At 34.2% G+C, this 13,382-nt stretch carries 11 protein-coding genes and 1 pseudogene; 1 reads left to right on the plus strand and 11 read right to left on the minus strand.

What is annotated here, in order from left to right; genetic code table 11:
• Positions 1-228 precede the first annotated feature (228 nt).
• From J2X17_RS02150 to J2X17_RS02200, 11 genes and pseudogenes are all read right to left on the minus strand, one after another.
• Positions 229-1,392, minus strand: a complete 1,164-nt coding sequence (locus tag J2X17_RS02150) for a BamA/TamA family outer membrane protein (RefSeq protein WP_310294233.1) — start codon at positions 1,390-1,392, stop codon at positions 229-231.
• A 267-nt stretch (positions 1,393-1,659) separates the two neighbouring features.
• Positions 1,660-2,688: a helix-turn-helix domain-containing protein gene (locus J2X17_RS02155; RefSeq protein ID WP_310294234.1), complete on the minus strand. Its 1,029-nt coding sequence runs from the start codon at positions 2,686-2,688 to the stop codon at positions 1,660-1,662.
• Between the two features lie 337 nt (positions 2,689-3,025).
• Entirely contained in the window at positions 3,026-3,604 is a 579-nt protein-coding gene (locus J2X17_RS02160; protein ID WP_310294235.1) for a DUF4136 domain-containing protein, read from the minus strand.
• Between the two features lie 300 nt (positions 3,605-3,904).
• Positions 3,905-4,614, minus strand: a pseudogene (locus tag J2X17_RS02165) (DUF2252 family protein).
• A 29-nt stretch (positions 4,615-4,643) separates the two neighbouring features.
• Positions 4,644-5,660: an HAD family hydrolase gene (locus J2X17_RS02170; RefSeq protein ID WP_310294236.1), complete on the minus strand. Its 1,017-nt coding sequence runs from the start codon at positions 5,658-5,660 to the stop codon at positions 4,644-4,646.
• A 61-nt stretch (positions 5,661-5,721) separates the two neighbouring features.
• Complete coding sequence (locus J2X17_RS02175) at positions 5,722-7,404, minus strand: arylsulfatase (protein WP_310294238.1); 1,683 nt, start codon at positions 7,402-7,404, stop codon at positions 5,722-5,724.
• 670 nt (positions 7,405-8,074) lie between these two features.
• Complete coding sequence (gene pyk, locus J2X17_RS02180; protein WP_310294240.1) at positions 8,075-9,505, minus strand: pyruvate kinase; 1,431 nt, start codon at positions 9,503-9,505, stop codon at positions 8,075-8,077.
• Positions 9,506-9,510: 5 nt separating this feature from the next.
• Positions 9,511-9,999 (minus strand): IPExxxVDY family protein, encoded by a 489-nt coding sequence (locus J2X17_RS02185; RefSeq protein WP_310294242.1) that lies wholly within the window; start codon positions 9,997-9,999, stop codon positions 9,511-9,513.
• 125 nt (positions 10,000-10,124) lie between these two features.
• On the minus strand, positions 10,125-10,865 hold the full coding sequence (gene rnc, locus J2X17_RS02190) for a ribonuclease III (RefSeq protein ID WP_310294244.1): 741 nt from the start codon (positions 10,863-10,865) through the stop codon (positions 10,125-10,127).
• A gap of 9 nt (positions 10,866-10,874) precedes the next feature.
• Positions 10,875-12,128, minus strand: a complete 1,254-nt coding sequence (gene fabF / locus J2X17_RS02195) for a beta-ketoacyl-ACP synthase II (protein WP_310294246.1) — start codon at positions 12,126-12,128, stop codon at positions 10,875-10,877.
• A gap of 237 nt (positions 12,129-12,365) precedes the next feature.
• Complete coding sequence (locus tag J2X17_RS02200; protein WP_007137004.1) at positions 12,366-12,602, minus strand: acyl carrier protein; 237 nt, start codon at positions 12,600-12,602, stop codon at positions 12,366-12,368.
• A 175-nt stretch (positions 12,603-12,777) separates the two neighbouring features.
• Between J2X17_RS02200 and purN the strand changes: the two genes are divergently transcribed.
• Positions 12,778-13,341 (plus strand): phosphoribosylglycinamide formyltransferase, encoded by a 564-nt coding sequence (gene purN, locus J2X17_RS02205; RefSeq protein WP_310294248.1) that lies wholly within the window; start codon positions 12,778-12,780, stop codon positions 13,339-13,341.
• Positions 13,342-13,382 lie beyond the last annotated feature (41 nt).

A 13,382-nucleotide genomic window follows, 5' to 3' on the forward strand; every position in this document is an offset into this window, starting at 1 on the left:
CTGATTTTGTTTTATTATCTATTTAATCGAAAAAAATTATAATTTTTAAACCGTAAAAAAAGCGCCACAATTTATTGCAGCGCTTTTTTATTTTCGAGATGCCGAAAAACCTAAACTCCTAATTTCTTAGCAATTTCTGTTGGAATTCCGCCTTTGTTTACTAACAAAGAAACAAGAAACCTTTGTAGTCGTTTGTTTCTTCCCACGAATATTTTAGTTTTGATATGATTATCGCATCCAGTTGCTGCCGAAGACGATATAATACGCCCATTCTTCCGGACCTTTTGCGACATCTATACCCATTCTGAGTTTAAATTTACGTGCCAGCAAATACCTGAAGCCAGAGCCATAACTATAAACCACAGGTTTGGCAAAAGCCTGATCCCAATCATTAAAAGCACTTGCCAAACCGCCATAAGCCATGAGACTCCATCTTCTGTACAAATCCCATCTAAATTCGGTTTCGGTAACGATACTTGTTTTTCCCATGTATCTCGCGGCTGGAATCCCTCTCATATTTATTGCGGGCAAAAGATAAAATGGCGGACTTCCTAATGCTTGTTCTCCTTCAATTCTTAATCCGCCAATTAATTTTTTTGATAACGGATAGTAACCAATTGCGGATAAATTGATCCGCCAGGAATTATAATCACTACCAATAGCTTTATCTGACCAGAAAAAATCTGATTGTACGCGGATTCCTTTATCGGGCGTAAAAATATTGTCTCGACCATCAAACTGAACGGCAGCCCCCAATTGACTTACTAAACTTTTATAATCTTTCGGCTTGACAAAAGATGGCGGAAGATTTACATCTAAATCCGGTAAATTAATATCAGAATTCAATAAAAGATATTGCGGTCCTGCACTCCATTTTGCATTTTTAAACTGTTTTAGCCATTGCGTATAGAATATAGCGGTTTTAAAATTGAGCTTAAATTCTTTGTCATTACCATTAGGCATATTTTCATAAAAAGACAAATTCATATTGCCATACGCAGCAAATACACGATACAAAATCTTTGGTTTTATTAAAGTACTGGAACGAAACGCTCCTGCCAGCCAGCTTTTGTTTCCAGTGTACATTCCGATTCCTCCCGTAATATCCGGATTTATAAATCGTTTTGTACCATCCTCCTCAATTACCGGTTCATGTTTTTTAAGAAAAATAGGCGCAACAGCCACTCCAATTCCTCCCAGAGCAGGCTCGGTAACAATTGTCGGAATCACAAGAAAACCGTGTGCATAAATGATATAATCGCTTAGATCGACTGCGCCGTCTATAGAATCTTTTAAACTAATATGTTGTTTTTGTCCCATCATCATATTGAATGACAAAAGAAAAAAAACATTTACGAGAACAAACTTCCGGAAGAATTTTGCATTTTTCATATTAGCATGTTAATATTAGGTACTTAAACCAACTGCGTTTACTTCTTAAAATCAAATCTCTTACTATTCTTTCTTTAAACTAAAGATATATAAGCCCATCGCTCCCAAAATATGACCTCCTTTCAGTTGCGCCTTTACGGCAAAAAAACCAAAAAGAAAAACCAAGGTTTAGATTGATTTTATTGCGTGTTGTGGTTTAAATTTCGTTCGCATAAATTATGTTTTAGAATTAAAATGACCCAGCAACCATCTTTTAAACTTTAATACTCAGTTTGAAGATTGTTTCAAATAATAAGCATTCGCTTTTTCCGAACTGATTCTGATTACTTTGAAATATTCAGAAGGCGATTTTCCGGTATGTTTCAAAAAAGCCCTAAAACAGGTTGTTCTGGATTTAAAACCCGAGCCCCAGGCCATTCCTTCAAGAGATAAATCTTTCCATTCCGGATCGTTTATTTTTTCCTTGAAATATTCAATTCGCTTCAGGTTTACATAGTCCTGAAAATGAAGGTTAAATTCTGAATTGATTAAATTTGAAAGATGATGTACAGATATTCCTGTTTCTTCAGCAATATCGCGAATCACTAAATCTTTCTTTAGAAAAAGTTTTTTTGTAGCAAAGATGCTTTCTAATTTGGCGAGATATAATTGTTTTTTTTCTTTCGTTAATTCCTTTACTAACGGCAGACTTTTTGTTTCATTTGATTTGATGACAATCAGATGACGTTCTTTCTCATCAAAATTAATATTCTCATTTACCACATCTACTTCCACTATTTCGTTGTTTTCATTTTCATCGTAGAAAATATGCGGCTTAAAATAAAGCCATCCAACTGTAAAGACAAGCACTGAGGAAATCAGGATATAACATGAAAAGTCGATACTATCAACCGGGTTCACTAAAAAATAATGCACAAAAAGCGTCGAAAACAAAAACAAAATCATCAAATTATAAAGACGTATCCAGCTTAAAACTTTGATTCTGTTAAATTGATTTATGTTGAATTTTTTCAAATCATAATTCAAAATCATCATCGTTTGACAAAAAGCATACAACAGCCAGATCGTAAGACTCAGCATTGAAAATGGACTTTTTATTTTAGCTGAAAGATAATTAACAATCTGAAAATCAACATTATTACTGACCCATATAATTAAAGTTAAACTAAAATAAAAGATAAAGGGTATAAAATGTATCCAATCGTATTTTCTGAAAATCTTTTCGGAAAACAAAATACTTCTTACATATAAAAAAGCGGAAGGCGCTACTAAAAACATGAAGGACTTTGTAATCATGAACAGATTTGGAAAAGGCTTAAAAGTATTAGCCGATAAATAGAAATTATAAAAACTAACAACAGCCAGACTGAACAGGAAAAGTCCCAAAAAGAAACTTCTAGAATAGTTTTTTTTCGAAAACAGGACCATAAATGATGTCGCAAAACCAACTATCGAAGCTATAAAAAAGAAAAGAGAAAGTACTATATCGAGCATGGTTTCCGGCTTAAATTTTTAAAAGGTATTTAGTATTCTTTCAAAAAAAATTAAAAGAAGAGACATGGGGTCATTGAAAAGGCAATACTTATTTGTCAAAAAACAAATAAGTATATTGCCTTATACACTAAATTTTAAGCTATTTTTTGGCTAATCCCGGAGGGAAACCTTCTAATATTTTTTTGATTGCACCCTTGATAAACTCTTCCGGATTGTCAGGTTTACTATCAATTTCGGCATTACCAATTCCTTGCCAAACCAGTTTATCAGTTTTAGTCGATACAATATCAATTATCAACGAGCCATCAACATAATCGTAAGTATTAAATGTTGTTGAACCGCTCATCATGCCTCCGCCGCCCCAATATCCGTACGGACGATACATACCACCATAACCGTAATAATTTGAGTTAGCCGTAACCTGGGTTTTATTTTTTAAAATTGAAACAGCATTTACTTTCAGATCAGGATTGCTGGTTGTTTCTGTAAAACCTTTAGCCGTCATTTCGGCACGAATTGCTTTCGCTACACGATCAACATTTAATTGGTTTACCTGACCTTCCTGTGCTCGTAAATCATAGATCGTAAAAGTTTTAAATTCGCTGAAATTAACACCGTGGTCATAATCATTTGTAACTTTTACTGTTGGAGAACAGCTGTAAAGTAATCCCAACAAGAAAAATGGGATTATGCGAAGATTCTTTCTTTTAATATTCATTTTGTGGTATTTAAATTAATGTATAAATTAGTTTAACTTGAAAGTATTAAAATCTTGACTAAATCTGGGAGGAACGAAAAACAACATTCAACAGATGTTAATGTAGCACAAACTACTATAAAACAATCTATTACTATACACTCAAAGATAAATTATTTTCTTTAATAAACATAGCAGACTGGCTAAATTTCTTACTTATTTAAAGTAAACAACGACATAACTATCCTGACCATCTTTGAAATTGGCTGGCAATAAAAATTGTTATAGATAAGGTATTTTTGACCATCTATAGTTTTTATTTTAGTAGACTTCTGCCGAAACAGGTAATCTCCCGTCTTTAACTGCTTCGAGCATTTTCGTGTAATCTGCTTCATTTTGATCTGCATACGACATGGAAAATTTGGCGATTGCATTGGCAAATTCATTACTGTTTCCAATATATCCCGACAATACTGACGGATCGCCGGTTCGTGCATGCGCTCTTGCCAACGCCCATCCGCAGGCTTTTGCGTAATCGGCTATGTTTTTTGCTTTCATGATTTCCAGAATCGGTTTTACTTTGGCATCGCGAAGCTGTCGGATATAGAAAAATTTATTCTGATCATCATTTGTCCATCCTAAAAACATATCCGAAGCGGATTGCATTAGTTTTTGTCCCATCACAATGCGTTCTCCCTGATGTTCATATTTGCTTTTCGTTTTCAGATGGGCTTCTAAAACACTTTTTCGTGCTTCCTTAAATTGTAAAAAATGGGTTCCCCCGTTGCCGACATGAGTAGACTGATTCCGCAGATTGTGCCTACGCTTCCTACGCCTACAACCTTTACAGCCAAATCATGCAAAGTATATCTGCTTAATAATACTTGCCTGTCGTCCGGCAAAGACTCGATATAGCGTTTATGAACCGTCTCCATTTCACGCAAAATTCGTATTCCTTCTTCTCCTGTCGGATGAAAAATCAAAGGCGGATCATCTTTTATTCTTTCACGCGAACCATCGAGATACGTCATTTTTGCAAACTCTTTTTATATTTTCCTAATTAATTATCTGAGAAGACTTTCTTCCAATCATCTTTCATGCTGATGACGTGATATTTGTATTTTGCGGCAGTATTTAAAGACAAATTATCTTTTTCCTGATAATTGTATTCTCTGATAGAATCATTGTGATTTACGAGCATTTGAAAAGAAGGATATTTACTTCCTGAAGAATATCTAAGCATGGCAAGATCGCCAGCTCCGCCTTCGTTTCCGCAGGCAAAAACAGGTCTTTGTCCAATATGAAGTTGTATCCCAACTGGTTTTCCTACCTTATCATCTAAAAGATCTAAAGCAGGCTCTCTTTTGATACTATTAGTTGCGTCATCAAAAGAGTATTTAAAAGAAGTTCCAACAACTTGGTCTTTTGGGATTCCGTAGAAATCTGCTGAAATTGCTCTAACTAATTCAACCGTCCCACCAGTAACAATGAAAGTTTTGAAACCATTTGCACGCAAATAATTTAAAAGCTCCAATTGAGGCTGGTATCTGATTTGTTTTAGAGGAACATTTTTACCAGGATATTGGGCTCCCGCAAAAAACTCTTTTGTAGATGCTTCAAACTCATCTTCGGTCATACCGGTATGGGTTGCGGCAACTAATTCGATTAGTGCTTTATCGCCACCTTTTTCGAAGAAAGTTTTATCTTTTTCGATAATGGCTTTAAAAGGTTGTTTTTGTGCCAAAGCAGGATTTGCCTCTACCATTTTTTTAACTCTGTAGAAAGCGAATAATTCCTGAACATAAGGTTTTTCAGCCCAAAGCGTTCCGTCATTATCAAAAGTGGCAATTCTGCTTTCAACCGGAATAAAATCAGGACTTCCTTCTTTTGTTACTTTAGAAACATAATCGATGATTTCTTTTTTCAACGCTCCATCATTCCAGCTTGGCAGCGGATCACCACTTGTTGCAACAGTTGAAGTACTGTCTTTGGAACCTGCAGTTGTAACAGCATCTGTTTTTTTACAAGAAATCAACAATAATAAAAATAGGGGCAACATATATATTTTCTTATACATAATGATACTATTTTAATGAAAGAAACAGGACTGTTTTAAATCCTGTTTCTTTAAAGGTTAATTATTTTTTCTTTTTTGCATCTTCTGCTTCATCCTCTTTTAACTTAGGAAGAACATTTTTCTCAATATATTTCTGTGCTTTAATATCTTTCATTGCCTCTTCCATAATGGTATAAGCTGAGAAGCTTGGCGGAATTGATCTTGGAGGATAATCTTTAAATGTTTCTGCAAATACAACTACATCTTGTATTGCACCATACATAAGCTGAACGTGATTCAATTGCCACTCCCAAAAACTATTCGAAGTGATATCGGCTCTTTCAAAAGGATCTTGGTACAAATTGAATATTTTTTGTAAACGTAGTTTTGTAAATGGTTCTGCCCAAACTCCCATTGTACCTTCCAGACGTTGTTCTGCAAAAACATATTTATAATCACCTTCTCTCAAACCAACTAATAAGCCATCATCATCTGTATAGAAGAATTTATCTCTGGCACTTTTTGGGGTCGTGCCACGTAAAAAATTACTTTGATCAAAACCATCTAAATGCACTTTATAATTTTTTCCGTTGGCAGTATACCCTTTTAAAAGTTTGTTTATTAAATCAGGTTCACCAGCAATTGACGCTAAAGTTGGCATCCAATCGTTATGGCTCATCAATTCAGTTGTTACAGTTCCCGGTTTAATTACACCAGGCCAGCGTACAATACAAGGTACACGGAAAGCTCCTTCCCAATTGGTATTTTTCTCTGAACGGTAAGGTGTCATTGCAGCATCTGGCCATGTATTCATGTGAGGGCCGTTGTCTGTAGAATAAATTACAATAGTATTGTCAGCGATCCCTAAATCATCTAATGCTTTTAAAATACTTCCTATAGTTTCATCATGTTCGATCATACCATCGATATATTCACTATCTCCGTGCGTATATCTTCCTCTATGTTCTGGTCTTACGTGTGTACGAAGGTGCATACGGGTAGCATTGAACCAACAGAAAAATGGTTTTCCTGCTGCATTTTGTCTTTTGATAAAATCAATAGCTGCTGCAGAAGTTTCGTCATCTATTGTTTCCATTCTCTTTTTAGTAAGAGGGCCTGTATCTTCGATTCTTTGTTTTCCAACTCTTCCAAATCGAGGATCTGTGGTTGCATCATCTGAACTTGTTGCTGCACATTTTAAAACTCCTCTAGGGCCAAATTTTTTCAAGTATTCCGGATCTTTAGGATAATCAGGCAATTCTGGTTCTTCTTCCGCATTTAAGTGGTACAGATTTCCGAAAAATTCATCAAAACCATTTACCGTCGGTAAACTTTCATTACGGTCACCCACGTGATTTTTACCAAATTGTCCTGTTACATAACCCAAATTTTTCATGATTCCGCCAATTGAAGGATCCAATTGACTCATACCCATTGGAGCTCCCGGGAAACCTACTTTTGTAAGACCGGTTCTAAGTCCATGTTGTCCTGTTAATAAGGCAGCACGCCCTGCAGTACAGCTTTGTTCTCCATAATAATGCAAAAAACGCATTCCTTCGTTTGCCAGACGATCAATGTTAGGAGTTGTATAACCCATTACTCCATCGCTATAAGCACTAATATTAGTAGTTCCAATGTCATCACCCCAAAGAATTAAAACATTGAGCTTTTTTTTGTCCTGAGCTTGCGCCTGTATGGTGAAGCACCCTAATGCAAAAAGCATTATTGCATTTTTAAAAACACATTTAAGTCTAACTTGTTTCATGGTAATAAATTTTGTTAATAATTCCTTTATATAAATGGTATGTATAAAATCAAAAAAGTCTTATTCTTTATTTTGGATAAAACATTCAACTCTTTAATCTGGAATGTTTCAAATTTTTTTACTGAAGTATTTCGGGCGAATGTGAAACAAAAATTTTCTTAACATTCTGTTGTATTTCTCAAAATTAACTAATAAATAACCGGACTATAGTAATTATGAGGTTTGACATTGTTTCATTTTATAAAATGGAACGTTAAATATGTTTTATTTTGCTCCACAGTGTTTCATTTTATAAAATGAACCTCGTAAAAAACATGGAACCAGTGAGTTATATTTAAAATTTTATTCTGTTATATTGATGATTTTGGAATAAAATTCTTTGTTTAAAAAGTTATTTTTTAATTTTTCAAAAATGATATCATTTTTTGACCATTTATTGCTCCAAAAATCAAATTTGTTTAAGGTTTAGATGGTAAATTTGAACACATTGCGCCAATAAAACAGGAAAATACTTATTTTATGTAGTTACTTAAAACCCATTTTAATTTAAAGGATTTTTAAACTGAAAGAGAAAAAAACCGTTTTTCAGATTTTCAGAAGAAGAAATATTTGGACAAAAAAAAGCCGTCAAATTATTTTGACGGCTTTCAATTTTATAGTAAAAAAGAAACTATTCTATCTCAGAAACTCTCATGGTGTTTACCATTCCTTTATCTTTAATTGGCATAGCTGCAAGGTTGATCAAATAATCCCCTTTTTCAACATATCCTTTTTGTTTTGCAATTTCGTTAACATCAGTTACTGTATCATCAGTACTTTCGTCTTTATCATAGAAGTAAGATTTAACTCCCCATAATAAATTCAATTGTGTTAAGATTCTTTTGTTTGAAGTAAATACCAAAATATGCGATGATGGTCTCCAAGCCGAAATTTGGAAAGCTGTATATCCGCTATTTGTTAAAGTACAAATTGCTTTTGCTTTGATTTCGTTCGCCAATAAAGCTGCCTGATGACAAACTGTTTTAGTAACAAAACGCTTCGTTTTAATTTGTGGTGTATTTTGTGGAACCTGAATAAGCGGAGAATCCTCAACAGCCTCACAAATTTGAGTCATTTTTTGGATAACCTGTACCGGATAATTTCCTGTAGCCGTTTCTCCAGACAACATTACAGCATCAGCTCCATCCATTACAGAGTTGGCAACGTCATTTACTTCAGCTCTTGTTGGAGTTAAACTTGTAATCATTGTCTCCATCATTTGTGTTGCAACGATAACCGGAATTCTAGCCGTTTTAGCTCTGCGAATCAAATCTTTTTGTACCAATGGTACTTCGTGTGCAGGAAGTTCAACCCCTAAATCTCCACGAGCCACCATAAGACCATCACAATATGCAATAATTTTATCGATGTTCTCCAAAGCTTCCGGCATCTCAATTTTAGCAACGATTGGAATTTTATAATCAGAATGCTTAGCAATCAATTCTTGTAAATCCTGTAAATCGCGAGGTGTTTTTACAAACGAAAGTGCGATCCAGTCTACTTTTTGTTCGATAGCAAAAATAGCATCTGCAATATCTTTTTCAGTTAAAGCCGGTAAAGAAATTTTTGTGTTTGGAAGATTAACCCCTTTTTTAGATTTTAATTCTCCACCCTGAATAACCTTAGCAACAACTTCTGTCTTTTTATCAGTAGAAATAATTTCGAAAATAAGTTTACCGTCATCAAGCAAAATACGCTCTCCAACATTTACATCATTTGGAAAATTTTGATATTTCATGAATGCTTTTTGAGCTGTTCCGATAATATCTTCTGCAGTTGTAAATGTAATTAAATCACCATCGTTCACTACAGTTCCTTCTTCCATTACACCCACTCTAAGTTTTGGTCCCTGCAAATCGCCAAGGATTGCAGTTGTATAACCAAACTCTTCGTTTAGATCTCTAATAATATTTATTTTTTCTTTTACTCCTTCGTAATCAGCATGCGAAAAATTGATTCTAAACACATTAACCCCAGCTTCGATCATATCTTTGATAATCTCTCTCGTACTACATGCGGGACCTAGCGTAGCAACAATTTTGGTTTTCTTGTTTGTTAGCATTTTTTTTAAAAAATTAGATTGTTTTTTGATTTTATTTTGTTGGTATCGACAGCATATATTGCTGCAATACTTTCTATTGAATTTAGTTTTTGCTGAATTTCTGAAAAATCGACAGCCTCATCGCTATTGTCTATTTTCAGGAAAAAATCTACCTTTTTGAATTCAGGAAGTAAATGAATTGCTGTTGAAACCTCACTTGTTTCATTAGAAAACAAATTCTGGAAATCATTCGTACTCACAGAAATGATCTCATTTTTATTCTGAATCAAATTCCAGGAAATGGCTTTTTCGGAATCATAATAATAAAACCTGGAAAAATTTGCTTCGCCTTCCTTAGTTTGAGCATGGATCTCGTTTTTGCTCTTACTTAAGTTGATCGGAAGGTTTTTATTGATAAAATAGGCTAGTCTGTAATCTTCTAAAGAAGTATGAATTGCCATTAAATAATAATCAATCTCGTCAAATTCGTCTAAATCCAATCTATGAATAGCCATATCATGAAAAATCAAGTTGTAAATATACTATTTCTAACGGAGCATCAATAATTAAGATGTGGTTGTTTTTGTTAATTTATAAACGAAAACGTTATAGCTTTAAGAAAGGAACCGTATTTTTGTAGTTATTTCTTATCTATTTTTTCCTGAAATGCAAAATAAGCTCGTTGTGATGCTTTTTCTTCTGCCTTCTTTTTTGAAGTTGCTCGCGCTCTTGCGATTACTTTATCGTCTATACTTAATTTGACACCAAACAGGCGTTGTCCATCAATACCGTTATCTTCAAAAATATCATAATGAAATACTCTCTTCTCTTTCTGACACCATTCGATAACCAAACTTTTGTAACTAATTACCTTTCCTTCAAGTCGTGCAATATCGACGTAAGGGATAATAACTCTTTTTTGTATAAATTTTTCGCAAAATGAATAACCCTTATCCAGGTAAATAGCGCCAATAAGCGATTCGAAAATATTACCATGAATATTTTCTCCAAAATGCTGAATAGGCACTTTACTCTCGACAAAGCGCACTAAATTTAAATCTTTACCTAATTCATTCAAATGCTCACGGCTTACAATTTTTGAGCGCATTTTTGTTAAGTAACCTTCATCTCCGTTTGGTGCTTTGTTAAACAAATGTGCAGCAATTACGGCACTTAACATAGCATCACCTAAAAACTCTAATCGTTCATAATTAATTGGATGTCCTGCTTCATCAAGCTTGTTTGAAGATCGGTGGGTAAATGCTTTCTTATAAAAATCAACATTTGCAGGCGAAAAACCAAGTATTTTCTGAATAGTGTCAAAAAAAATCCCGTCTTCTAGAGAACGGGATTTAGAAAATATTTTTTTGATAATATTCATATACAGAAATTAGTCAACTAATTTTTTAAACAATACACAAGCATTGTGACCTCCAAAACCAAATGTATTACTCATAGCAACATTTACCTCTCTTTTTTGAGGTTTGTTTAAAGTAAGATTTAAGGCTGGATCAATTTTCTCATCAACAACTGTGTGGTTAATCGTTGGAGGAACAATTCCGTGTTGCATTGCCAGGATAGAAGCAATTGCTTCAATAGCTCCGGCAGCACCAAGTAAGTGGCCTGTCATAGATTTTGTTGAGTTGATATTGATGTTTTTTGCATGATCTCCAAAAACAGCACTAATAGCTTTCAATTCAGCTACATCTCCTAGTGGAGTAGAAGTTCCGTGAGTATTGATATGATCAATATCTTCAGGATTCATTCCTGCATCTCTCAATGTATTTTTCATTACTGCAATAACACCAATTCCTTCCGGATGTGGAGCTGTTAAATGGTAAGCATCAGATGACATTCCGCCACCACCAATTTCGCAATAAATTTTTGCGCCTCTGGCTTTAGCATGTTCATAATCTTCAAGAACTAAAGCTCCTGCTCCTTCTCCTAATACGAAACCATCTCTGGTTCCATCAAAAGGTCTTGAAGCTGTTTCCGGACTTTCATTTCTTGTTGATAAAGCGTGCATAGAGTTAAAACCTCCCATACCAGCAATGGTAATAGCAGCTTCTGAACCACCTGATACAATAACATCACACATTCCTAAACGAATGTAGTTGAAAGCATCGATTAATGCATTTGCAGAAGATGCACATGCAGAAACTGTAGTATAATTTGGACCCATATAGCCATTACGCATCGAAATGTGCGCAGGAGCAATATCGGCAATCATTTTAGGTATAAAAAACGGATTGAATTTTGGAGTTCCGTCACCTTTAGCGTAGTAAATTACCTCTTCCTGAAAAGTTTCTAAACCACCAATTCCTGCTCCCCAGATAACACCAACTCTTGTTTTATCGATATTATCGTTTGTAAGTCCGGCATCTTTAATAGCTTCATCACTGGCAGCAATTGCATATTGAGCGAATTTATCTAATCTACGAGATTCCTTGCGATCCATGTAATCTTCAATGTTGAAGTTTTTTACTTCGCAGGCAAATTTCGTTTTATGCTTCTCTGTATCATAATATGTAATAGGAGCCGCTCCGCTAACCCCATTCACAAGTGCATCCCAATATTCCTGGATATTATTCCCGATAGGAGTAAGAGCACCTAGTCCTGTTACAACAACTCGCCTTAATGCCATAAATATGTATTTTGTACTTTAAACAAATAAAACCCACGCTTTCTTAACAGTATTGTTACTTAAGAGCCATGGGCATTACAATATAAATATATCTTTTTGATTGAAAATCAATCGAAATTTAAATTTTAAAAAAATAATAACACCCGATCCTTAGAAATTACAAAAATCAAAAGTCAAATTCCAATTGGAATTTGGAATTTCAAAAATTGGCATTTTTAGAAACCGGGTGCAGTATTATTATTTTTTAGCTTCTTCGATATAAGAAATAGCTTGACCAACAGTAGCAATGTTTTCTGCTTGATCGTCTGGAATTTGAATATCAAATTCTTTTTCGAATTCCATAATAAGCTCAACAGTGTCTAATGAGTCAGCTCCTAAATCATTAGTGAAGCTTGCTTCTGTTACAACTTCGTTTTCGTCAACACCTAATTTGTCTACGATAATCGCTTTTACTCTTGATGCAATGTCTGACATAATCTTTAATTTTAGAATTTAATTTGTTGGCAAAAATAAAAAACTTTATTTTAAAACAACGATTTAGTTTATAAATGTAACACTAATTTATAAAATTAATTTCAAGAAAGCCCTTTTAATACTATTTATTTTCGATTTTTATTCCGTTTTTTGCATTCTCAAAATAAATTCGATTATGAAAAAAATTATTGTTTTTGCCTCAGGATCAGGAACTAATGCTGAAAACATCATAAAATATTTTGCAAAAACCAAAATTGCGACCGTTGTTTCCGTGTTTACAAATAATGCAGCAGCAAAAGTGATCGAAAGGGCAAAAAATCATCAAATTCCAGTCGAAATCTTCTCAAAAAACGAACTTTTAGAGCGAAATGTATTACAAAAAATACAAAAAATCGACCCGGATCTAATCGTTCTTGCCGGTTTTTTGCTGAAATTCCCCGAAAATATAATCGAGAAATATCCTAACAAAATAATCAACATCCATCCGGCACTTTTACCTAATTATGGAGGAAAAGGAATGTACGGAATGCACATACACAGGGCTATAATCAACAATAAGGAAAAAGAAACCGGAATTTCTATTCATTATGTAAATGAAAATTATGATGAAGGCGGTATTATTTTCCAGAAAAATGTGGCCCTCACAGAAGAAGACACCCCGGAAACTGTAGCCGAAAAGATCCATGAACTGGAACAAAAGTATTTTCCGGAAATTATAGCTAGATTATTAGATTGTTAGATATAAGACTTCTTAGACATAAGACTTTTTAGATTCTGGAT

The sequence above is a fragment of the Flavobacterium aquidurense genome, from assembly GCF_031458035.1.
Taxonomy (GTDB): Bacteria; Bacteroidota; Bacteroidia; order Flavobacteriales; family Flavobacteriaceae; genus Flavobacterium; species Flavobacterium aquidurense_C.

Excerpts from the sequence above, each read along its gene's own strand:
- rnc (WP_310294244.1), bottom strand. The coding sequence starts at position 10,865 with ATGAATATTATCAAAAAAATATTTTCTAAATCCCGTTCTCTAGAAGAC.
- J2X17_RS02155 (WP_310294234.1), bottom strand. The coding sequence starts at position 2,688 with ATGATTACAAAGTCCTTCATGTTTTTAGTAGCGCCTTCCGCTTTTTTA.
- J2X17_RS02160 (WP_310294235.1), bottom strand. The coding sequence starts at position 3,604 with ATGAATATTAAAAGAAAGAATCTTCGCATAATCCCATTTTTCTTGTTG.
- pyk (WP_310294240.1), bottom strand. The coding sequence starts at position 9,505 with ATGCTAACAAACAAGAAAACCAAAATTGTTGCTACGCTAGGTCCCGCA.
- J2X17_RS02185 (WP_310294242.1), bottom strand. The coding sequence starts at position 9,999 with ATGGCTATTCATAGATTGGATTTAGACGAATTTGACGAGATTGATTAT.
- J2X17_RS02200 (WP_007137004.1), bottom strand. The coding sequence starts at position 12,602 with ATGTCAGACATTGCATCAAGAGTAAAAGCGATTATCGTAGACAAATTA.
- purN (WP_310294248.1), top strand. The coding sequence starts at position 12,778 with ATGAAAAAAATTATTGTTTTTGCCTCAGGATCAGGAACTAATGCTGAA.
- J2X17_RS02170 (WP_310294236.1), bottom strand. The coding sequence starts at position 5,660 with ATGTATAAGAAAATATATATGTTGCCCCTATTTTTATTATTGTTGATT.
- fabF (WP_310294246.1), bottom strand. The coding sequence starts at position 12,128 with ATGGCATTAAGGCGAGTTGTTGTAACAGGACTAGGTGCTCTTACTCCT.
- J2X17_RS02175 (WP_310294238.1), bottom strand. The coding sequence starts at position 7,404 with ATGAAACAAGTTAGACTTAAATGTGTTTTTAAAAATGCAATAATGCTT.
- J2X17_RS02150 (WP_310294233.1), bottom strand. The coding sequence starts at position 1,392 with ATGAAAAATGCAAAATTCTTCCGGAAGTTTGTTCTCGTAAATGTTTTT.